The sequence below is a fragment of the Citrobacter sp. Cy070 genome (assembly GCF_030332245.1).
GTDB lineage: Bacteria > Pseudomonadota > Gammaproteobacteria > Enterobacterales > Enterobacteriaceae > Citrobacter > Citrobacter youngae.
On the sequence record NZ_JAOWIG010000075.1, the window covers coordinates 1 to 22,292 of the forward strand.

General features: G+C 52.2%; 15 protein-coding genes, 1 rRNA gene, 1 pseudogene and 1 riboswitch. Of the genes and pseudogenes, 8 read left to right on the top strand and 9 right to left on the bottom strand.

What is annotated here, in order from left to right; all coding sequences use genetic code 11:
* Positions 1–10: 10 nt before the first annotated feature.
* The 3 genes and pseudogenes from OGY19_RS15135 to btuB all read right to left on the bottom strand — a co-directional run bounded on the left by OGY19_RS15135 (position 11) and on the right by btuB (position 4,529).
* Positions 11–1,552: ribosomal RNA gene (locus OGY19_RS15135) — 16S ribosomal RNA — on the bottom strand.
* Positions 1,553–1,905: 353 nt separating this feature from the next.
* A complete protein-coding gene (gene murI / locus OGY19_RS15140; protein ID WP_115601184.1) occupies positions 1,906–2,757 on the bottom strand; it encodes a glutamate racemase in 852 nt (283 codons plus the stop codon).
* Positions 2,702–4,529, bottom strand: a pseudogene (gene btuB / locus OGY19_RS15145) (TonB-dependent vitamin B12 receptor BtuB). The gene murI and the pseudogene btuB overlap by 56 nt, the downstream one beginning before the upstream one ends.
* A gap of 64 nt (positions 4,530–4,593) precedes the next feature.
* Positions 4,594–4,790: riboswitch (cobalamin riboswitch) on the bottom strand.
* A gap of 115 nt (positions 4,791–4,905) precedes the next feature.
* Between btuB and trmA the strand changes: the two are divergent.
* Entirely contained in the window at positions 4,906–6,006 is a 1,101-nt protein-coding gene (gene trmA / locus OGY19_RS15150; RefSeq protein WP_048213972.1) for a tRNA (uridine(54)-C5)-methyltransferase TrmA, read from the top strand.
* Between the two features lie 82 nt (positions 6,007–6,088).
* Here trmA and OGY19_RS15155 read toward each other — a convergent pair whose 3' ends face one another.
* Both OGY19_RS15155 and fabR read right to left on the bottom strand, forming a co-directional pair.
* On the bottom strand, positions 6,089–6,448 hold the full coding sequence (locus tag OGY19_RS15155) for a YijD family membrane protein (protein WP_003028863.1): 360 nt from the start codon (positions 6,446–6,448) through the stop codon (positions 6,089–6,091).
* A gap of 15 nt (positions 6,449–6,463) precedes the next feature.
* Complete coding sequence (gene fabR, locus OGY19_RS15160) at positions 6,464–7,099, bottom strand: HTH-type transcriptional repressor FabR (RefSeq protein WP_003028862.1); 636 nt, start codon at positions 7,097–7,099, stop codon at positions 6,464–6,466.
* Positions 7,100–7,290: 191 nt separating this feature from the next.
* On the opposite strand from fabR, the gene sthA reads away from it, so the two are divergent.
* On the top strand, positions 7,291–8,691 hold the full coding sequence (gene sthA, locus OGY19_RS15165) for a Si-specific NAD(P)(+) transhydrogenase (protein WP_040233022.1): 1,401 nt from the start codon (positions 7,291–7,293) through the stop codon (positions 8,689–8,691).
* Here the strand turns inward: sthA and oxyR are convergent.
* The 4 genes from oxyR to argC form a co-directional block, all read right to left on the bottom strand.
* Positions 8,674–9,591, bottom strand: a complete 918-nt coding sequence (gene oxyR / locus OGY19_RS15170; protein ID WP_003028858.1) for a DNA-binding transcriptional regulator OxyR — start codon at positions 9,589–9,591, stop codon at positions 8,674–8,676. The genes sthA and oxyR overlap by 18 nt on opposite strands.
* A 285-nt stretch (positions 9,592–9,876) precedes the next feature.
* Positions 9,877–11,250, bottom strand: a complete 1,374-nt coding sequence (gene argH, locus OGY19_RS15175; protein WP_101741942.1) for an argininosuccinate lyase — start codon at positions 11,248–11,250, stop codon at positions 9,877–9,879.
* Positions 11,251–11,358: 108 nt separating this feature from the next.
* Positions 11,359–12,135, bottom strand: coding sequence for an acetylglutamate kinase (gene argB / locus OGY19_RS15180; protein WP_115601185.1), 777 nt, complete (start codon positions 12,133–12,135; stop codon positions 11,359–11,361).
* A gap of 7 nt (positions 12,136–12,142) precedes the next feature.
* Positions 12,143–13,147, bottom strand: a complete 1,005-nt coding sequence (argC, locus tag OGY19_RS15185) for an N-acetyl-gamma-glutamyl-phosphate reductase (RefSeq protein ID WP_048213975.1) — start codon at positions 13,145–13,147, stop codon at positions 12,143–12,145.
* 155 nt (positions 13,148–13,302) lie between these two features.
* On the opposite strand from argC, the gene argE reads away from it, so the two are divergent.
* The 6 genes from argE to gldA all read left to right on the top strand — a co-directional run bounded on the left by argE (position 13,303) and on the right by gldA (position 22,251).
* Positions 13,303–14,454, top strand: coding sequence for an acetylornithine deacetylase (argE, locus tag OGY19_RS15190; protein ID WP_061066984.1), 1,152 nt, complete (start codon positions 13,303–13,305; stop codon positions 14,452–14,454).
* A gap of 242 nt (positions 14,455–14,696) precedes the next feature.
* Entirely contained in the window at positions 14,697–17,348 is a 2,652-nt protein-coding gene (gene ppc / locus OGY19_RS15195; protein ID WP_115601186.1) for a phosphoenolpyruvate carboxylase, read from the top strand.
* A gap of 209 nt (positions 17,349–17,557) precedes the next feature.
* Positions 17,558–19,291, top strand: a complete 1,734-nt coding sequence (locus OGY19_RS15200) for a phosphoethanolamine transferase CptA (RefSeq protein WP_061066983.1) — start codon at positions 17,558–17,560, stop codon at positions 19,289–19,291.
* Between the two features lie 85 nt (positions 19,292–19,376).
* Entirely contained in the window at positions 19,377–20,225 is an 849-nt protein-coding gene (locus tag OGY19_RS15205) for an AraC family transcriptional regulator (RefSeq protein WP_115601187.1), read from the top strand.
* Positions 20,226–20,472: 247 nt separating this feature from the next.
* Positions 20,473–21,135 carry a fructose-6-phosphate aldolase gene (gene fsa, locus OGY19_RS15210; protein ID WP_115601188.1) on the top strand — a complete coding sequence of 221 codons (663 nt, stop codon included), beginning with the start codon at positions 20,473–20,475 and terminating at the stop codon, positions 21,133–21,135.
* A gap of 12 nt (positions 21,136–21,147) precedes the next feature.
* Entirely contained in the window at positions 21,148–22,251 is a 1,104-nt protein-coding gene (gene gldA / locus OGY19_RS15215; RefSeq protein ID WP_115601189.1) for a bifunctional L-1,2-propanediol dehydrogenase/glycerol dehydrogenase, read from the top strand.
* Positions 22,252–22,292 lie beyond the last annotated feature (41 nt).

The window sequence follows — 22,292 nt, forward strand, 5'->3', positions numbered from 1 at the left end:
TTCTTTAAGGTAAGGAGGTGATCCAACCGCAGGTTCCCCTACGGTTACCTTGTTACGACTTCACCCCAGTCATGAATCACAAAGTGGTAAGCGCCCTCCCGAAGGTTAAGCTACCTACTTCTTTTGCAACCCACTCCCATGGTGTGACGGGCGGTGTGTACAAGGCCCGGGAACGTATTCACCGTGGCATTCTGATCCACGATTACTAGCGATTCCGACTTCATGGAGTCGAGTTGCAGACTCCAATCCGGACTACGACGCACTTTATGAGGTCCGCTTGCTCTCGCGAGGTCGCTTCTCTTTGTATGCGCCATTGTAGCACGTGTGTAGCCCTACTCGTAAGGGCCATGATGACTTGACGTCATCCCCACCTTCCTCCAGTTTATCACTGGCAGTCTCCTTTGAGTTCCCGACCGAATCGCTGGCAACAAAGGATAAGGGTTGCGCTCGTTGCGGGACTTAACCCAACATTTCACAACACGAGCTGACGACAGCCATGCAGCACCTGTCTCACGGTTCCCGAAGGCACCAAGCCATCTCTGGCAAGTTCCGTGGATGTCAAGAGTAGGTAAGGTTCTTCGCGTTGCATCGAATTAAACCACATGCTCCACCGCTTGTGCGGGCCCCCGTCAATTCATTTGAGTTTTAACCTTGCGGCCGTACTCCCCAGGCGGTCGACTTAACGCGTTAGCTCCGGAAGCCACGCCTCAAGGGCACAACCTCCAAGTCGACATCGTTTACGGCGTGGACTACCAGGGTATCTAATCCTGTTTGCTCCCCACGCTTTCGCACCTGAGCGTCAGTCTTTGTCCAGGGGGCCGCCTTCGCCACCGGTATTCCTCCAGATCTCTACGCATTTCACCGCTACACCTGGAATTCTACCCCCCTCTACAAGACTCTAGCCTGCCAGTTTCGGATGCAGTTCCCAGGTTGAGCCCGGGGATTTCACATCCGACTTGACAGACCGCCTGCGTGCGCTTTACGCCCAGTAATTCCGATTAACGCTTGCACCCTCCGTATTACCGCGGCTGCTGGCACGGAGTTAGCCGGTGCTTCTTCTGCGAGTAACGTCAATCACTAAGGTTATTAACCTTAATGCCTTCCTCCTCGCTGAAAGTACTTTACAACCCGAAGGCCTTCTTCATACACGCGGCATGGCTGCATCAGGCTTGCGCCCATTGTGCAATATTCCCCACTGCTGCCTCCCGTAGGAGTCTGGACCGTGTCTCAGTTCCAGTGTGGCTGGTCATCCTCTCAGACCAGCTAGGGATCGTCGCCTAGGTGAGCCGTTACCCCACCTACTAGCTAATCCCATCTGGGCACATCCGATGGCAAGAGGCCCGAAGGTCCCCCTCTTTGGTCTTGCGACGTTATGCGGTATTAGCTACCGTTTCCAGTAGTTATCCCCCTCCATCGGGCAGTTTCCCAGACATTACTCACCCGTCCGCCACTCGTCACCCAAGGAGCAAGCTCCTCTGTGCTACCGTTCGACTTGCATGTGTTAGGCCTGCCGCCAGCGTTCAATCTGAGCCATGATCAAACTCTTCAATTTAAGTTTGATGCTCGTGAATTAAACTTCGTAATGAATTACGTGTTCACTCAGAGACTTGGTATTCATTTTTCGTCTTGCGACGTTAAGAATCCGTATCTTCGAGTGCCCACACAGATTGTCTGATAAATTGTTAAAGAGCAGTTGCGACGCGCTTTAGCGCTCTGTCGCGAGGTCCCGTATATTACGTTTTCCTCATTCAGAGTCAAGCATTTATTTTTGCTTTTCTCCGCTGACCCGGCGGCGTGTAATCCGTTGTTCCGTGTCAGTGGAGGCGCATTATAGGGAGTTATTTCAGGCTGACAAGGGGAAATTTAAAATAATTCTCCGAGTGCGTATTTTTTCACCAAAACAGACTAAATTGCCAGTTTTTCGAGCATTTTGAAGCCATAGCGCTGCAACACTGGCAATAATTGTTCAGCCTCTGTTGTCATTGCCATGCAAAATGCCACATTCTCATCGGCCGATTTTGCATCTGGCGCTTCGTGTTCTAATAACCAGGCCGTTCGACGCGCAATCGCAGCACCAGAATCCACCAGCCTCGTCCCCTCGGGCAGGACCTGTAAAAGCTCTTCCTGTAATAGAGGGAAATGGGTGCATCCAAGGACCACCGTATCAGGAGGTTCCGACATCCGCAGCCACGGTCGCAGAATACGGCGCAGCTCTTCCAGAGAAACTGTTTCGCCGTGCAGCTTCGCTTCTGCCAGCTCCACCAACTCAGCGGATCCCAACATCGCTATCTGACACTCGTTAGCAAAGCGCGCAATCAATTCGTGTGTGTACGAGCGTTTCACCGTCGCGCGCGTCGCCAGTAGCCCTACAATACCATTCGCCGTGAGCCGCGCCGCGGGTTTAATCGCAGGCACCACACCGACAACCGGAAAAGCGAACTTTTCACGTAATGCCGGGAGTGACACCGTGCTGGCGGTATTGCATGCGATAACCGCAAGTGCGAGGGGATATCGTTGCTGAACTGCAGTCACAATCTCAACAACACGCTCAACGATAAACTCTTCGCTTTTCTCACCATAAGGAAAGGCGACGTTATCGAAAGCATATATATAGTGGAGATCCGGCAGGAGATTCCGGATCTCATTGTAGACCGACAACCCACCGACGCCGGAATCAAACACCAGCACGGTGGGACGTGAATCAGAAGGTGTAGCTGCCAGACAAGGTGTATTCCCGTCCTGCAGTTGGGTAGCCATAAACTGTCTCGTAATCTTTATCGAACAGGTTGGCGATTTTACCACGAACTGTCAGCTGTGAGGTGATCGGATATGACACTGCCAAATCCCACAAACTCACACCGCCCATTTTTACCGGTTGATAAGTAACGTAGTCCGTATCGTATCGCGTCCCCAGATATTGATATGTCAGGCCCCAATCAAAATCATAGACCTGCCAGTCGAGCTGGTATTTCACCTGCTGTTTAGAACGACGAGCCAGTGGCTCGTTGGTAATCGCATTACGCGAATCTACGTAGTCGTAGCTAAGCGTATGCGCCAACGGCCCGGTGTCGAAGTTTGCAGTCGCTTCGATACCTTTAATACGCGCTTTGCCTTCGTTGTAGTACTTTTGAGTGTGGGTGTTGTAGTCGATCATGTCATCGATATCGTTGCGATACCCTGACACGCGCCAGTTAACCCCTGATGTTATCCCTTCAAACGCCCCTTCCCACTGCTTACTCTCTTCGGGATCAAGGTTTGCAGCCATGCAACTGACCCAAATTTGGCGCTTTGTAAGATGTGCCATAGGAGGCAATGAAACGATAGCCTTCGATAAACTCCCATCCGGCACTGGTTTGCCATGTACCATGACGACCAAACTCAGAGTTATCATCACTACGTGCTGCACCTTCGAAGGTGAAGTCACCAAGCTGCTGCAATCCCGTCAAATAAAGGCCAGTATTACGTTGGTCGTAACCGTCCGTAACATACCCAGTGCCTGGTTCCGTAGTTTGCTTTTGCCAATCCACGCCTGCACCAATGTTACCGTGGCCAACAACTATGCTGTTTGACCACTGAACATTATACTGTTTCATATCATCTAACGTGGCCGAGGAATCATAGCGGCCATAGTTCGGATCATAGTTGTAGTCTTTACTGTGGCTGTAGCTCGAAACCAGTTGTGACTGAATCAGCTCGCCATTAAAACGTAACCCAGCGTCCCAGCTCTGGCTATACAGCTGTCGGGTATCAAGTAGCGCCGAGCCAGGAGAATAATACGAGTCATAATCTGTGCGGTTATCATAACCATAACCACGAACAAACCCGCTCCATGTCTCGGAGAAGTTGTGCTCCAGTGCGCCATACAGCGTCTTGCTTAAGAAACCGTCTTTATCCGGTTGAGCCTGTGCGCCAGTGCTACCGTAGGCCACGACATCGAAGCCTTTGGTGTAGGCATAATCGCCCATCAACGTGACACGCGTATTTTCGCCAAGCTGTTGTTGGGTTGCGATATCGTAATTTTGATACCCATTGCTTCCCACGCCGGCAGTCAGTTCCGTCCCTGGTTTTTCGCGCGTAGTAATGATATTCACCACGCCGCCAATCGCATCCGAACCATATATAGCGGAACGCGGCCCGCGGATATACTCAATACGTTGCACCAGCGATACCGGGAACTGGCTAAGATCGGCCGAGCCGCTAACTCCCGCTAAATTAAGACGCACACCATCTATCAACACCAGAACATGGCTGGAGTTAGTACCGCGAATAAAAATAGACGAGTTTTGCCCCATACCGCCGCTTTGTGCGATATCAACACCAGGCAAACGACGCAGTACATCGTTTACCGAGGTAGATTGCCAGCGATCGATGTCCTGACGTGTAACGACGGTGATGGGTGCAAGTACTGCACTTAGGGGCTGCTGAAAACGGTTGGCAGTAACGACGAGAGTATCTGGGCTAGCATCCTGCGCCCAACCAGAAGATGCCGCGACGGAAAGCGCCGTCAACAGCAACGATTTTTTAATCATTGTAAAGCATCCACAATATAAGAAGGATGCCGCAGGTCCACCGATAGTACGCGATAGTGAAAACCAGATGCGACGTTAGCCGGCAGGTCTTCGGGCTTGGAAGGTTATTCAGGATACTGAATAAAAAGAAATGAGGACTTCCCACCCACAGGCAGTGTCTGCTTTACGCTCTCATTTCACCTTTCCTTACCGCTGCGCGTCAGCTCCAGATTTACACTGGATTCCCTTTTAACTCACAGGACCGGAAAACGGATGCTACAGTTTGTTACAACCTGGTGTCCAGACCGGATATCACAATATCGGAAATCATCAATAACTGGACATCTGATGAGCAATCCCTACAATCCCCGCGTACTTTTATTTTTCAGGACGCATCATGACCCCCGAACACCTTCCGACAGAACAGTACGACGCCCAGTTAGCTGAGAAAGTGGTGCGTCTGCAGAGCTTAATGACGCCATTTTATGCACAGGCTCCGGAAGTGTTCCGCTCACCGGTTAGCCATTACCGTATGCGTGCCGAGTTCCGTCTGTGGCATGACGGGGACGACCTGTACCACATCATGTTCGACAGCCAAACGAAAAACCGTATTCGCGTCGACAGCTTTCCGGCGGCCAGCGAGCTTATCAATACGCTGATGACGGCAATGATTGCAGGTGTACGCAACAACCACGTCCTGCGCCACAAACTGTTTCAGATTGATTACCTCACCACCCTGAGCGATCAGGCGGTGGTATCGATGCTGTACCATAAAAAACTGGATGATGAATGGCGTAAAGAAGCCGAAGCACTGCGGGATGCGCTGCGGGCGCAAAACCTGAACGTGCATTTGATTGGCCGGGCCACCAAAACCAAAATTGAGCTGGACCAGGACTACATTGACGAGCGCTTGCCGGTTGCAGGTAAAGAGATTATCTACCGCCAGGTTGAGAACAGTTTTACCCAGCCGAATGCCGCCATGAATATCCAGATGCTGGAATGGGCAATTGATGTCACCAGAGGATCAAAAGGCGACCTGCTTGAGCTGTACTGCGGTAATGGCAACTTCTCGTTAGCTCTGGCGCAAAACTTCAACCGCGTACTGGCCACCGAAATCGCCAAACCTTCCGTGGCTGCTGCACAGTACAATATCGCGGCTAACCATATTGATAACGTGCAAATTATTCGTATGGCGGCCGAAGAGTTTACTCAGGCGATGAACGGGGTTCGCGAGTTCAACCGTTTGCAGGGAATCGATCTGAAGAGTTACCAGTGTGAAACCATTTTCGTTGACCCACCGCGCAGCGGTCTGGACAGCGAAACGGAAAAAATGGTGCAGGCGTATCCGCGCATTCTGTACATCTCCTGCAATCCGGAGACGCTGTGTAAGAATCTGGAAACGTTAAGCCAGACGCACAATGTTTCACGTCTGGCTCTGTTCGATCAGTTCCCGTATACGCACCATATGGAGTGCGGAGTTCTGTTAACGAAGAAGTAAGACTGAACGGAGGCCGGATAAGCACTACCGGTTCAGATTGCCGGATAGCGGCTTTGCCTTATCCGGCCTACAGCGACAACGGTTACTCCACAATTTCCTGTTTACGGTTACGCACTTTAAAGCCGATCCAGAACACCAGAATCACCGACAGCACCGCCGGGAAGAAGTTAGAGCCAATATCCGGATATTCAGCGCGTACCACGGTGCTGTACAGCAGAACACCGAGAATAAAACAGGCGGCGGCCAGGCCCGGCAACCCCACAGGCATGGTGCGGTTCTGATAGCGTTGATGCAGACAATAAACCGTCAGCACCAGCGAAATAATCGGGAATACGGAGAATGGCACAATGGAGCTAAACAGCGCCGCAAATGTGCCATTGATCGATAAGCCAGCAACCAGCGCCAGCAGCAGCGTACCTTTATCTTGACCTGACTGTTTCATTGCTTGTCCTTCTCGTTACTCGGAGTGGTGCGTCATCTTCTCTTGTTCACGGCGGTACCAATAAAATGCGCCTTTCGCGATCATGCGCAGTTGCAATACCAGCCGCTCTTCCAGCTGCCGACGCTGTTCAGCGCCAACATCCAGTGCTTCTGCCCCGGCGCTGAAAACAATGGTTACCATGGCTTCGGCTTGCGCTTCAGTAAACGCACGAGGCATATGGTTTTCGAGTTCCAGATAGTCCGCAAGTTCCGCAATGAAGTGCTGAATTTCACGTGCGACCGCTGCACGAAACGCTGCGGAAGTCCCCGAACGCTCGCGCAATAATAAACGGAAGGCGTTGGGATTGTTGCCAATGAACTCCATAAATGTTGAGACCGAGGTGCGGATCACACTCCCACCCTTAGCGATACGCTGACGCGCCTGACGCATCAACTGGCGCAGCATCAGACCACTCTCGTCCACCATCGTCAGACCGAGTTCATCCACATCGCGGAAATGGCGATAAAACGAGGTTGGCGCAATGCCCGCTTCACGAGCGACTTCGCGTAAACTGAGGCTGGCAAAACTACGCTCAGCGCTGAGTTGACTAAATGCGGCTTCTACCAGCGAACGCCGGGTTTTCTCTTTTTGTTGCGCTCTAACGCCCATCACGATGTCTGAATCCTTCCACATACCTTGCTGGCACTATACCAGAGATTAGGCGGTTGGCATGGCTTTGTGAATGATTGTTTACGCGCAGTTTGTGCTTCGACTTCGCAAAAAAGCACAACGATAATTGGGTTATCCCGACAACGATGTTACTATTCTGTTGCTTTTATGTATAAGAACAGGTAAGCCTGACCATGTCACATTCCTACGATTACGATGCAATAGTAATAGGTTCCGGTCCCGGCGGCGAAGGCGCTGCAATGGGTCTGGTTAAGCAAGGAGCGCGCGTCGCGGTAATTGAGCGCTATCATAACGTCGGCGGAGGCTGTACCCATTGGGGCACAATCCCGTCGAAAGCGCTCCGCCACGCAGTCAGCCGTATTATCGAATTCAATCAGAACCCACTTTATAGCGACCATTCCCGACTTCTTCGTTCTTCTTTCGCCGATATTCTCAACCACGCTGATAACGTCATTAATCAGCAAACGCGTATGCGGCAAGGATTTTACGAGCGTAACCACTGCGAAATTTTGCAGGGCAATGCCCGTTTTGTTGATGAACACACGATCGCCCTGGAATGCCACGACGGTACAGTGGAAACACTCACCGCAGATAAGTTTGTTATTGCCTGTGGCTCACGCCCTTATCACCCAACTGACGTCGATTTTTCGCACCCACGCGTTTACGACAGTGATTCTATCCTCAGCCTGCATCACGAACCTCGCCATGTTCTGATTTATGGCGCAGGCGTGATTGGCTGTGAATATGCGTCGATCTTCCGTGGAATGGACGTAAAAGTTGATTTAATTAACACCCGCGATCGCCTGCTGGCATTCCTCGATCAAGAGATGTCCGATTCGCTCTCATACCACTTCTGGAACAGCGGCGTGGTCATTCGCCACAATGAAGAGTATGAGCGGATTGAAGGCTGTGATGACGGCGTCATCATGCACCTGAAATCCGGTAAAAAGCTGAAAGCAGACTGTCTGCTGTACGCCAATGGTCGCACCGGTAATACCGATTCGCTGGCACTGGAAAATATTGGTCTGAAAACCGACAGTCGCGGGCAGCTCAAAGTAAATAGCATGTATCAGACCGCGCTGCCGCACGTCTATGCCGTTGGCGATGTGATCGGTTATCCGAGCCTGGCATCGGCGGCCTACGACCAGGGACGCATTGCCGCCCAGGCACTGGTCAAAGGCGAAGCCACCGCGCATCTGATTGAAGATATCCCGACCGGGATTTATACCATTCCGGAAATCAGCTCCGTCGGTAAAACCGAACAGCAGCTAACGGCAATGAAAGTCCCATACGAAGTCGGTCGCGCCCAGTTTAAACATCTGGCGCGGGCGCAAATCGTCGGTATGAGTGTCGGAACGCTGAAGATCCTGTTCCATCGCGAGACCAAAGAGATTTTGGGGATCCACTGCTTTGGGGAACGCGCAGCCGAAATTATTCATATCGGTCAGGCGATCATGGAGCAAAAAGGTGGTGGTAACACCATCGAGTACTTCGTTAACACCACCTTTAACTACCCAACCATGGCAGAAGCCTATCGGGTAGCGGCGCTAAATGGCTTAAACCGCCTGTTTTAACGCACTGTCGAAATGGCCATCCATTGATCCCCGGATGGCCTCTGCCAGCTGTTCATAACGGCTGCGTAACGGCGATCCCGGACGATAGACGAGACCAATAGTACGGCGCGGTTCGGGTTTAATGCACGGCAGATAAACGACACCATCACGCTTACGCTCCGGCGGAACAGCCAGCGCAGGCAGTAAGGTAATCCCGCTTCCTGCCGCCACCATGTTACGCAGCGTTTCCAGACTGGTTGCCCGAAAATGGGTATCTTCATCAGCACCCGCTTCAAAGCAGAAGCCCATTGCCTGATCGCGCAGGCAGTGCCCATCTTCCAGCATCAGCAGTTTTTCACCCGCCAGATCGGACATCGGTACACAGTCACGGTTTGCCCACGGATGATCTTCATAGATCGCCAGCAGCATAGGCTCATCAAATAGCGGTACTTCGATGAACGCCTCACTCTCTTTCACCAGCGCCAGAATGACGCAGTCGAGCTTACCGCTATCCAGTTGCGCTAACAGCTGATGTGTCTGCGCTTCATGCAGGTACATTTCCAGTTTCGGGAAGGTCTGGTGCAACATAGGGATAATATGCGGCAACAGGTATGGCCCCACCGTTGGGATCAAACCAATGTGCAGCGGGCCTGACATTGTCTCGCCTTGTTGGCTTGCCATTTCCTTGAGCACTTTGACCTCGCGCAGCACGGTACGCGCCTGATCCACCAGCAGTAAACCTGCCTGAGTGAACAGCACTTTACGACTCGTACGCTCCAGCAGCATAACGCCAAGCTCATCTTCCAGTTTGCGGATTTGCCCGCTAAGCGTTGGCTGGCTGACGTGGCAGGAGTCCGCCGCTCGCCGGAAGTGACGATGCTCGGCTAGCGCCACCAGGTATTCAAGATCACGAATATTCATTATTCATCCTCCATCGCCACGATAGTTCATGGCGATAGGTAGCATAGCAACGAACGATTATCCCTATCAAGCTTTCTGTTTAATAATGCACCACAGAAACGGAACGGTACCCTTTAACCCTTGAAGCGCCTGTCCGTTCTCATACTCGAAATAACTAAAGCCAACGTGAACTTTTGAGGACCTCTGGTCCGCATTTTTTTTGCATAAAAAAGCCCGGCTTAATGCCAGGCTCTGATAACTTTTTGCCTGATGACGCTACGCTTGTCAGGCCTACAACAACAAAGGTTATGCGAGACGCGCCTTTGCATCGTCGATCGCCTGCGCAACCTGCTGGGGCGACACGCCGCCTTTCGCCGCACGCTTGTCCAGGCACGATTGCAACGAGAGGATCGGGTAAACGTCATCGCCAATCACCTGGCTAAACTTTTGTAAGTCAGCAAGCGACAGCGCTTCCAGCGGTTTGCCCTGACGAATCGCCTCAACCACCGTCTCACCTACGATATGGTGTGCTTCTCGGAACGGAACACCTTTGGCAACCAGATAATCCGCCAATTCAGTGGCGTTGGCATAACCCTGCTGCGCCGCTTCCTGACAACGAGGGCGTTTCACCTGAATGCCGTCCAGTACCAGCGCGGCCATGTGCAAACAGTCCAGCCAGGTGTCGAGCGCGTCGAACAGCCCTTCTTTGTCTTCCTGCATATCTTTGTTGTATGCCAGCGGGAGGCCTTTTAACGTCATCATCATGCCGGTCAGCGCACCCTGCACGCGACCGCATTTGCCACGGATCAGCTCTAATGCATCCGGGTTTTTCTTCTGCGGCATCAGAGATGAACCTGAGGTCACACGATCGGACAGCTCGACAAAGCCCGCTTCACCGGTGTTAAAGAAAATCAGATCTTCAGCAAAACGCGACAGATGCACCATGCCGATAGAGGCATCAGAGAGCAACTCCAGTACATGGTCACGATCAGAAACGCTGTCCAGGCTGTTGCGGGTCGCCGAGGCAAAGCCCAACCAGCCCGCCAGTTGCTCGCGATCGATTTCATACGCCGTACCCGCCAGCGCGCCGCAGCCTAACGGACTAACGTCCAGACGCTTAAGCGCGTCCTGCAGACGGCTCTCGTCACGTGCCAGCATTTCGACATAAGCCAGACACCAGTGAGCAAACGTCACCGGCTGTGCACGTTGCAAGTGTGTGTAACCCGGCATAACCGCGTCCTGATTATCTTGCGCGGTGTCGACCAACGCGCTTTGCAACTGACGATTAGCAGACAGCAGTTCCATGACCGTGTCTTTGCACCACAGTTTAAGATCAGTTGCCACCTGGTCATTACGGCTACGCCCGGTGTGCAGTTTTTTACCTAACTGCCCGACTTTATCAATCAGCTTGCCTTCCACCCAGCTGTGAATATCTTCAGCATCGCTTTGCAGGATCTGCTGCGGATTCGCGCGAACCTCTTCCAGCAGATTATTCAACGCTTCTTCCAGCTGCAGTTGTTCATCAGCAGTCAGTACGCCGACGGTTACCAGCGCTTTGGACCAGGCCACAGAGCCGACAATATCCTGCTCTGCCAGGCGGTAGTCAAAACGCAACGAGTCGTTGAACTGTTTGAACCGCTGATCTGCTGCCTGTGTAAAACGCCCACCCCAAAGTGCCATAACGAATTTCCTTAATATGATATTTTTGCCCGGTGGCGCTGCGCTTACCGGGCCTACAAAACCCATCCAGGCCGGATAAGGCGAAGCCGCCATCCGGCACATTAATAGTTAAGCCAGAATACGCGTACCAATTGGCGTGCCGTTAAACAGCGCCGGGAGTTGCTCAGCATGACGCCAGGAAGCGATATCTACCGGGCGGCCCAGCGTACGCGCAGCATCCAGCGCCGCATTGACCTTCACGATCATGCCATCGGTAATAATACCCTGTTCAATCAGCTGTTCCGCTTTCGCTGCGGTCATTTCGGCAATACGCTGGCCTTTGCCATCCAGAATACCGCTCACATCAGAGAGCAGGATCAGATCCGCACCCAGCGTTGCCGCCAGCGCCGTTGCCGCCTGATCGGCATTCACGTTCATCAACAGCCCATCCTCAGTAACGCCAATAGAACTCACTACCGGCAGAAAACCGCTTTCCAGCAGCGTGTTAATCAGCTTAGGCGAACCCGGCTGCGCCAGTCCAACGTGACCCAACTCTTTATCGAGTGGCGTCACTTTTACACTGTCGCCATCGCCAAGATACAGACCCACAGACGCAATTTGATGTTTCTTCGCCCAGGCCAGCAAGGTTTTATTCGCGGTTCCCGCCAGTGCCCCCGTGATGATGTCGATTTGATCGGCTGGCGTAACACGCAGACCATTTTTCTTTTTCACCGGCAGATTCAGCTGCTTCATCAGCTCGTCGACCACGCAGCCACCACCGTGCACAATGACCAGCGGACGCTGATGCGACTCGCGATAATTTACCAGCGCGGTAAACAGACGCTCCAGCGCCTCTTCGCTATCCAGTAAAACGCCGCCCAGCTTGATAATTAATGGATTCATCATTGCACCCTTAAATAAGAGACTGCGTCTCAGCAAAGCCGAAACGGATATTTGCGCACTGCATGGCCTGTGCCGCCGCGCCCTTCAATAAGTTATCTTCAGTCGCTACCACAATCAGATGTTCGCCCTGCACTGCAAATCCGATATCACAGAACGGTAATCCAACCACATTCTTCAGCGCCGGAACCCCTTTGTCATACAGACGCACCAGCGGTTTATCGCTATATGCCTGTTGCAGCGTCTGCGCTACCTGAGCCTGAGTTACACCCGCATTCAGACGGCAGGTAATGGTTTCCAGGATCCCACGTGGGAAATTGCCCAGATGTGGAGTGAAGATCACCTCCGTACCCAGGTGAGTCGCGATTTCCGGCTGATGGCGGTGAGTAAACACGCCATACGGTTGCAGGCTCACTTCACAAAAGCTGTTCGAAATAGCGGCCTTACGGCCCGCACCGCTCACCCCACTGGTGGCGTTAATCACCGGCCACTGACGGAGATCCAACAGCCCGGCATCAATCAGTGGTTTCAGCGACAATTGTGCTGCCGTCGGGTAACAACCCGGCACAGCAATCAAATTCGCGTCTTTCAGTCTGTCTGCGCTCCACTCAGCCAGACCGTATACTGCCTGTTCCAGCAGTTCAGGATGCTGATGGGTAAAGCCATAGTATTTCTCATAAAATGCGCCGTCGTTTACGCGGAACGCGCCTGAGAGGTCAAACACCACACACCCGGCACGCAGAAACTGCGGTGCCAGATCATGACTGACCTCATGAGCCGTCGCGAGAAACACAACGTCCACCCCTGCGCTAAACTCGCTGATATCGGACATTGGCTGTAACGGCAAATCGACAATGCCTTTTAGCTGCGGATGTAAATCGGAGATTAATTTTCCTGCATCATTGCTTTGCGCTGAGACGGTCAAAGCGGTTATGGTCATATCAGGATGGCGATTTACATAGGTCACAAGCTCTGCGCCAGCGTAGCCACTCGCGCCCACAATCAGCGTATTCAACATCGGAGCTGTTCACCTTCTTAGATTCGGTTGCCAGGTATAAGCCTTTATCACCTCACCTTACACTTGGTGGGTTTTATTACGCTCAACGTTATTGTATTTTTATTCACAAATACTGCATGAATATTGATACTATCATGACCCGAGGTGTGTCAACAATGAAAAACAATTTACCGCCATTTATCGAGATTTACCGCGCTCTGATTGCCACACCGTCGATTAGCGCAACCGAAGAAGCGCTCGATCAAAGCAATGCAGGTTTAATCACTCTGCTGGCGAACTGGTTTAAAGATTTAGGCTTCAATGTTGAAGTTCAGCCTGTTCCTGGTACGCGCAATAAATTCAACATGCTGGCGAGTGTCGGGCACGGTGCTGGCGGCCTGTTGTTGGCAGGCCATACCGATACCGTACCTTTTGACGATGGCCGTTGGACACGCGATCCCTTCACCCTCACCGAACACGACAATAAGCTTTACGGTCTGGGTACGGCGGATATGAAAGGCTTTTTCGCCTTTATTCTCGATGCACTGCGCGGTGTGGATGTAACGAAACTGAAAAAACCACTCTACATTCTGGCTACCGCTGATGAAGAAACCAGTATGGCCGGCGCACGTTACTTTTCTGAAACGACCTCGCTCCGCCCGGACTGTGCAATCATTGGCGAACCGACATCTCTGCAGCCCGTTCGCGCGCACAAAGGCCATATCTCCAACGCAATTCGAATTTTGGGTCAGTCGGGTCACTCAAGCGATCCGGCACGCGGCGTGAATGCGATTGAACTGATGCATGATGCCATCGGCCATATCATGAAGCTGCGCGATGACCTGAAAGAACGCTATCACCATGACGCCTTTACCGTGCCGTACCCCACGTTAAATCTGGGCCATATTCATGGCGGCGATGCTGCTAACCGTATCTGCGCCTGCTGCGAACTGCATATGGATATTCGCCCGCTACCGGGTATGACGCTTAACGATCTGAATGGGCTACTCAACGATGCGCTGGCCCCGGTCAGTGAACGTTGGCCGGGTCGCCTGACCGTATCGGAACTGCATCCGCCGATTCCTGGCTATGAGTGTCCGCCGGACCATCAGCTGGTCGAGGTGGTTGAGAAACTGCTGGGCGCACAGACTGAAGTAGTGAACTACTGCACCGAAGCGCCCTTTATCCAGACGCTGTGTCCGACACTGGTATTGGGTCCCGGTTCTATTAATCAGGCACATCAGCCGGATGAATATCTGGAAACACGCTTTATTAAGCCAACCCGCGAATTAATCACCCAGGTTGTGCACCATTTCTGCTGGCATTAGCGGCTTGTTGCCCTGATAACCCTTTAGGGGTAATTGGGGCGATTTCTTAACATTTCCATAAGCAACGCTTATTTGGTTCGATGTGAATTAAATAACGTAAATTGCCGCCATTTTTTCGTTTGCTGAACCGATTTCGCAGCAATTGACGCCACGAGTTTTACGTGGCTTTATAAAAGACGGCTAAAAAGTTAAGCCCGAAAAATACAGGGCTAATAATTTCAAGATGGGGTGTCTGGGTAAATATGAACGAACAATATTCCGCGTTGCGTAGTAATGTCAGTATGCTCGGCAAAGTGCTGGGAGAGACCATCAAGGACGCGCTGGGAGAGAACATTCTCGACCGCGTAGAAACAATCCGTAAGTTGTCCAAGTCATCCCGCGCTGGCAATGAAGTTAATCGCCAGGAACTGCTCACCACACTGCAAAATCTGTCTAACGACGAGCTGCTGCCCGTTGCCCGCGCATTTAGCCAGTTCCTGAATCTGGCCAATACCGCCGAGCAGTACCATAGTATTTCGCCAAAAGGCGAAGCTGCCAGCAACCCGGAAGTGATTGCTCGCACCCTGCGTAAATTGAAAGACCAGCCCAACCTCGATGAAACCACCATCAAGAAAGCCGTGGAATCGCTGTCTCTGGAGCTGGTGTTGACCGCGCACCCAACCGAAATCACCCGCCGCACCTTGATTCATAAAATGGGTGAAGTAAACGCATGCCTCAAACAGCTTGATAATAAAGACATCGTCGATTACGAGCACCACCAGCTGATGCGTCGTTTGCGTCAGTTGATTGCTCAGTCCTGGCATACGGACGAAATCCGTAAACTACGACCAAGCCCGGTTGATGAAGCCAAATGGGGCTTCGCAGTGGTTGAAAATAGCCTGTGGGAAGGCGTACCCAACTACCTGCGCGAGCTAAATGAACAGCTGGAAGAACATCTGGGCTATAAGCTACCTGTCGATTTTGTTCCGGTACGTTTTACCTCCTGGATGGGCGGCGACCGTGATGGTAACCCGAATGTCACCGCAGATATCACCCGCCATGTGCTGCTGCTTAGCCGTTGGAAAGCCACTGACCTGTTCCTGAAAGACATCCAGTTTTTGATTTCTGAACTGTCGATGGTTGAAGCCACACCGGAACTGATGGCGCTGGTCGGTGAAGAAGGTGCGGCAGAACCTTATCGCTATCTGATGAAAATGCTGCGTTCACGTCTGATGGCAACTCAGGCCTGGCTGGAAGCGCGTCTGAAAGGCGAAAAACTGCCAAAACCTGTTGGCCTGCTAACCCAAAACGAACAGCTTTGGGAGCCGCTATACGCGTGTTACCAGTCTCTACAGGCCTGTGGTATGGGCATCATCGCCAATGGCGAGTTGCTCGACACCCTTAGGCGCGTGAAATGTTTTGGCGTACCGCTGGTACGCATTGATATTCGTCAGGAAAGCACTCGTCATACCGAAGCACTGGGCGAACTGACCCGCTATCTGGGAATTGGCGACTACGAAAACTGGTCAGAAGCGGATAAACAAGCGTTCCTGATCCGCGAGCTGAATTCCAAGCGTCCGCTGCTGCCGCGTCACTGGGAACCGAGCAACGATACCCGTGAAGTGCTCGATACCTGCCGGGTGATTGCCGAAGCGCCTTATGGCTCCATTGCTGCCTATGTTATCTCAATGGCGAAAACACCGTCTGACGTACTGGCCGTGCATTTACTGCTGAAAGAATCCGGCATTGGTTTTGCTATGCCTGTTGCCCCGCTGTTTGAGACACTGGACGACCTGAACAACGCCGATGATGTCATGAGCCAGCTACTGAATATCGACTGGTATCGCGGCTTTATTCAGGGCAAACAGATGGTCATGATTGGCTACTCTGACTCCGCAAAAGATGCGGGCGTGATGGCGGCCTCCTGGGCGCAATACCAGGCACAGGACGCGCTGATCAAAACCTGCGAAAAAGCCGGTATCGAACTGACGCTGTTCCACGGTCGCGGCGGCTCCATTGGTCGCGGCGGCGCGCCTGCCCATGCGGCACTGCTCTCTCAACCGCCAGGCAGCCTGAAAGGCGGCCTGCGCGTGACAGAACAAGGTGAGATGATCCGCTTTAAGTACGGCCTGCCGGAAGTCACCATCAGCAGCCTGTCGCTGTACACTGCCGCAATTCTGGAGGCTAACCTGTTACCGCCGCCGGAGCCAAAAGATAACTGGCGTCATATCATGGATGAGCTTTCAGATATCTCCTGCGATCTCTATCGTGGATATGTTCGTGAAAACAAAGACTTTGTACCTTACTTCCGTTCCGCAACACCAGAGCAGGAACTGGGCAAGTTACCACTCGGCTCACGTCCGGCAAAACGTCGCCCGACCGGTGGCGTAGAGTCTCTGCGTGCTATTCCGTGGATCTTCGCCTGGACGCAGAACCGCCTGATGCTTCCGGCCTGGCTGGGTGCGGGTACGGCACTGCAAAAAGTGGTTGAAGACGGTAAGCAAAGCGAGCTTGAAGCAATGTGCCGTGACTGGCCATTCTTCTCCACGCGTCTTGGCATGCTGGAGATGGTGTTCTCAAAAGCTGACCTGTGGCTGGCGGAGTACTACGATCAGCGCCTGGTCAAAAAAGAGCTTTGGCCATTGGGTGAAGAACTGCGTCAGCGTCTGGAAGCCGATATCAATGTGGTGTTGGCAATCGCCAATGACTCACATTTGATGGCCGATCTACCATGGATTGCCGAGTCTATTCAGTTAAGGAATATTTATACTGACCCACTGAACGTCTTACAGGCCGAATTATTATATCGTTCGCGCCAGGCAGAAGAGCAAGGTCATGCACCAGACCCACGCGTCGAACAAGCGCTGATGGTGACAATTGCTGGCGTTGCTGCCGGTATGCGTAACACCGGCTAATTTTTATGCCTGTCACCCTCGTGCTATTGCGCGAGGGTGATATAAAATACTGCTGTCATAACCATCTCATTTTTAATATATTCCTGTCTGCATTTTATACATCCAATGGATATTTGTTAGCAGAACGCGATTTTCGACTCGCATTGCTTCAGATCCTCTTAATGTTTAGCCGCTAACGTTGGCGCTACGATTAAAGACAGGCTCACACTATGCAATCCTTACAACTCCAGTCTAAACCCAAATTTAGCTGGAAAGCCCTAGGTTGGGCACTCCTCTATTTTTGGTTCTTCTCTACCTTACTCCAGGCCATTATTTATTTTACTGGCTATAGCGGAACTAACGGATTACGCGACTCAATACTGTTCAGCTCATTGTGGTTGATTCCGGTATTCTTATTCCCGAACCGTATTCGCATTATCGCTGCCGTTATTGGTGTGGCACTCTGGGCTGCTTCATTGGCCGCGCTGAGTTATTATGTTATTTACGGACAAGAATTCTCACAAAGCGTTCTGTTCGTCATGTTTGAAACCAACGCCAACGAAGCCCGCGAATATCTGAGCCAATATTTCAGTCTCAAGATCGTACTTATCGCACTGGCCTACACAGCAACCGCAATCCTGCTGTGGACGCGTTTACGCCCGGTTCATATTCCTTCGCCATGGCGTTATCTGGTGTCATTTGCGCTGTTGTACGGTTTAATTCTGCACCCAATGACCGTCAATACGTTTATCAAGCATAAGCCTTTTGAGAAAACGCTGGGCGGCCTTGCATCGCGCATGGAGCCTGCCGCGCCATGGCAGTTCATCTCTGGTTATTATCAATACCGTCAACAATTGACCGCATTAAATAGCCTGCTGAATGAGAACAACGCACTGCCACCACTGGCTAACTTTAAAGACAATTCTGGTGATGCTCCGCGTACGCTGGTGCTGGTGATTGGCGAGTCAACTCAACGTGGCCGCATGAGCCTGTACGGCTACCCACGTGAAACCACGCCGGAACTGGATGCGCTGCATAAATCCGATCCAAACTTCACCGTTTTCAATAATGTCGTGACCTCACGTCCGTACACGATTGAAATCCTGCAACAGGCGCTGACCTTCGCGAACGAGAAGAACCCGGATTTATATCTGACGCAGCCGTCGTTGATGAATATGATGAAACAGGCGGGTTATAAAACCTTCTGGATCACCAACCAGCAAACAATGACCGCCCGTAACACCATGCTGACCGTATTTTCCCGGCAGACAGACAAGCAGTTCTATATGAACCAGCAGCGTACCCAAAGTGCGCGTGAATATGACAGCAACGTACTGGCGCCGTTTAAAGAAGTCATGGCCGACCCAGCTCCGAAAAAGTTCATCATCGTTCACTTGCTGGGTACGCACATTAAATACAAATTCCGCTATCCGGAAGGCCAGGGCAAGTTTGACGGTAATACCGAGAACGTACCTGCAGGTCTGAGCAGTGATGAACTGGAGTCATATAACGATTATGACAATGCCAACGTCTATAACGACCATATCATTGCCAGCCTGATCAAAGACTACAAAGCAACTGATCCAAACGGCTTCCTGCTCTACTTCTCTGACCATGGTGAAGAAGTGTATGACACGCCGCCACATAAAACGCAGGGCCGTAACGAAGATAGCCCAACGCGCCATATGTATACGGTACCGTTCCTGCTGTGGACGTCTGAAAAATGGCAGGCTGCGCACCCACGCGACTTCTCACAGGACGTTAATCGCAAGTACAGCAGCTCTGAACTTATCCATACCTGGTCAGATTTGGCCGGCTTTACGTACGACGGTTTCGATCCGACCCGTTCTATTACCAGCCCGGAGTTCAAAGAGACGACCCGCTGGATTGGTAATCCGTACAAGAAAAACGCCCTGATTGATTACGACTCCCTGCCTTACGGCGATCAAATCGGGAATCAGTAATGCCCTCTCAGGCCACTCTTTAAGAGTGGCCTTTTTTTATGATGACGGTTACTGTTTCCCTGTCCACGATCTGTCAGGGATTCACATGTATCACAACATCAGCCACCTACTTTCCCGCCTGATTAACGGTCCCTTACCGCTGCACCAGGTTTACTTCGCCAGCAGCAACGCCGCAACGCCAGAACTGGCGTATAAGGTCGATTTTCCGCGACTGGAAATTGTGCTGGAAGGTGAATTTGCGGATTCTGGTATCGATAAGGTGCTTACCCCCGGCGATGTCTTGTTTGTTCCGGCTGGCGGCTGGAATATTCCGCAGTGGGTCACACCGGTCACGACACTCAGCATTCTGTTCGGCAAACAGCAACTGGGTTTCAGCATCGTCCAATGGGACGGCAAGCAATATCAAAACCTTACCCACCAGCACGTCGCTCGGCGTGGGCCGCGTATTGGCTCTTTTCTGCTGCAAACGCTCCATGAGATGCAAATGCAGCCACAGGAGCAGCAAACAGCCAGGCTAATCGTTGCAAGCTTGCTGAGTCACTGTCGCGATCTGCTCGGCAGCCAGATCCAAACCGCATCACGTAGTCAGGCGCTTTTCGACGCCATTCGCAGCTATATTGACGAACGCTACGCTTCGCCGCTCACCCGTGAATCCGTCGCACAGGCGTTTTACATTTCACCCAACTACCTCTCCCACCTGTTTCAAAAAACGGGCGCTATCGGGTTTAACGAATACCTGAACCACACGCGACTGGAACACGCAAAAACGTTGCTCAAGGGTTACGAGCTGAAGATCAAAGACGTGGCGCACACCTGTGGGTTTATTGACAGCAACTACTTCTGCCGCCTGTTTCGCAAGAATACTGAACGTTCGCCGTCAGAGTATCGTCGGCAATATCACAGCCAGTTGACGGAGAAAAAAACTGACCAGTAATCATCGCATACTGGGACAGAAAACGGAGACAAAGGTAACATTTACTGGATTTTTGTATTATCAAAAAACATATACCAGCACATATCACTTACATGTGAAGTATCTCTCACTTTTTTAGACATATTACATTTATCCAGCTTTTGGCAGATTTGTCAGATAGCGCCGCGTGACGAAACACTCTTATCCTGTGCATAGCAAAGCAACCCGGCAACGGGTAGCTAACGGAAAACGTAGAGGGTGTTTTTGTATGGAACTTTATCTTGATACCGCCAACGTCGCGGAAGTCGAACGTCTGGCCCGCATCTTCCCTATCGCGGGCGTCACCACCAACCCAAGCATTGTGGCAGCAAGCAAAGAATCTATCTGGGATGTACTGCCACGCCTGCAGAACGCCATTGGCAAAGAGGGTATTCTGTTTGCCCAGACCATGAGCCGGGATGCACAAGGCATGGTAGAAGAAGCCAGACGCCTGAGCAACGCCGTGCCCGGTCTGGTGGTGAAGATTCCCGTCACGGCTGAAGGTCTGGCCGCGATCAAAATGCTGAAAAAAGAGGGTATCACCACACTGGGCACCGCGGTATACAGTGCTTCTCAGGGTCTGCTGGCCGCACTGGCTGGGGCAAAATATATCGCGCCTTACGTTAACCGTATCGACGCGCAGGGCGGCGACGGAATTCGCACGGTACAAGAACTGCAAACATTGCTGGAACTGCATGCGCCAGACAGCATGGTGTTGGCGGCCAGCTTTAAAACTCCGCGTCAGGCGCTGGATTGCTTGCTGGCAGGATGTGAAGCAATCACCCTGCCATTAGACGTAGCGCAACAAATGCTCAATACCCCTGCGGTAGAGTCAGCGATAGAGAAGTTTGAGCAGGACTGGAACAACGCATTTGGTCACATCAACCTGTGAGGGAAATAAAGTATGGATCGCATTATTCAATCACCTGGTAAGTACATCCAGGGTGCTGATGTTATTACCCGTCTTGGCAGCTACCTCAAACCACTGGCAGAGCGCTGGCTGGTCGTTGGGGACAAGTTTGTCTTAGGCTTTGCCCAACCTGCTCTGGAAAAAAGCTTCCATGACGCCGGATTGGCGCTGGAAATTGCACCATTTGGCGGCGAATGTTCGCAAAACGAAATCGACCGCCTGCGTGGCGTAGCGGAAAAAGCGCAATGCGGGGCCGTGCTCGGTATCGGCGGCGGTAAAACGCTGGATACCGCCAAAGCGCTGGCGCACTTTATGGGTGTACCGGTCGCAATTGCGCCAACCATCGCCTCCACCGATGCACCGTGTAGCGCACTGTCCGTCATTTACACTGATGCCGGTGAATTTGACCGCTATCTGCTGCTGCCGAACAACCCGGACAGGGTCATTGTTGATACCAAAATTGTCGCGGGCGCACCGGCGCGTCTGCTGGCAGCAGGTATCGGCGATGCGCTGGCAACCTGGTTTGAAGCACGCGCCTGCTCGCGCAGCGGCGCAACAACCATGGCGGGTGGTCAATGCACTCAGGCGGCGCTGGCACTGGCTGAGCTGTGCTTTAATACACTGATAGAAGAAGGTGAAAAAGCGATGCTGGCCGCCGAGCAACATGTGGTAACGCCTGCGCTGGAGCGCATAATTGAAGCCAATACCTATCTGAGCGGCGTCGGTTTTGAAAGCGGTGGTCTGGCTGCGGCACACGCCATTCATAACGGTCTGACGGCAATCCCGGATGCGCATCACTACTACCACGGTGAAAAAGTGGCTTTCGGCACGCTGACGCAACTGGTGCTGGAAAACGCGCCGGTAGACGAAATCGAAACCGTGGCGGCGCTGTGCCATTCCGTTGGCTTGCCGATTACGCTGGCGCAACTGGACATCAAACAGGATATCCCGGCGAAAATGCGTATTGTGGCAGAAGCGGCTTGTGCCGAAGGCGAAACTATCCACAACATGCCGGGCGGCGCCACGCCGGATCAGGTTTACGCTGCGCTGCTGGTGGCCGATCAGTATGGCCAGCGGTATCTGCAAGAGTGGGAATAACCTGCCAATAAAAATCCCCGCAAATGCGGGGATTTTTTTAT

Excerpts from the sequence above, each read along its gene's own strand:
- ppc (WP_115601186.1), top strand. The coding sequence starts at position 14,697 with ATGAACGAACAATATTCCGCGTTGCGTAGTAATGTCAGTATGCTCGGC.
- OGY19_RS15205 (WP_115601187.1), top strand. The coding sequence starts at position 19,377 with ATGTATCACAACATCAGCCACCTACTTTCCCGCCTGATTAACGGTCCC.
- sthA (WP_040233022.1), top strand. The coding sequence starts at position 7,291 with ATGTCACATTCCTACGATTACGATGCAATAGTAATAGGTTCCGGTCCC.
- gldA (WP_115601189.1), top strand. The coding sequence starts at position 21,148 with ATGGATCGCATTATTCAATCACCTGGTAAGTACATCCAGGGTGCTGAT.
- argH (WP_101741942.1), bottom strand. The coding sequence starts at position 11,250 with ATGGCACTTTGGGGTGGGCGTTTTACACAGGCAGCAGATCAGCGGTTC.
- fsa (WP_115601188.1), top strand. The coding sequence starts at position 20,473 with ATGGAACTTTATCTTGATACCGCCAACGTCGCGGAAGTCGAACGTCTG.
- murI (WP_115601184.1), bottom strand. The coding sequence starts at position 2,757 with ATGGCTACCCAACTGCAGGACGGGAATACACCTTGTCTGGCAGCTACA.
- OGY19_RS15200 (WP_061066983.1), top strand. The coding sequence starts at position 17,558 with ATGCAATCCTTACAACTCCAGTCTAAACCCAAATTTAGCTGGAAAGCC.
- oxyR (WP_003028858.1), bottom strand. The coding sequence starts at position 9,591 with ATGAATATTCGTGATCTTGAATACCTGGTGGCGCTAGCCGAGCATCGT.
- argC (WP_048213975.1), bottom strand. The coding sequence starts at position 13,147 with ATGTTGAATACGCTGATTGTGGGCGCGAGTGGCTACGCTGGCGCAGAG.
- OGY19_RS15155 (WP_003028863.1), bottom strand. The coding sequence starts at position 6,448 with ATGAAACAGTCAGGTCAAGATAAAGGTACGCTGCTGCTGGCGCTGGTT.
- argB (WP_115601185.1), bottom strand. The coding sequence starts at position 12,135 with ATGATGAATCCATTAATTATCAAGCTGGGCGGCGTTTTACTGGATAGC.
- trmA (WP_048213972.1), top strand. The coding sequence starts at position 4,906 with ATGACCCCCGAACACCTTCCGACAGAACAGTACGACGCCCAGTTAGCT.
- argE (WP_061066984.1), top strand. The coding sequence starts at position 13,303 with ATGAAAAACAATTTACCGCCATTTATCGAGATTTACCGCGCTCTGATT.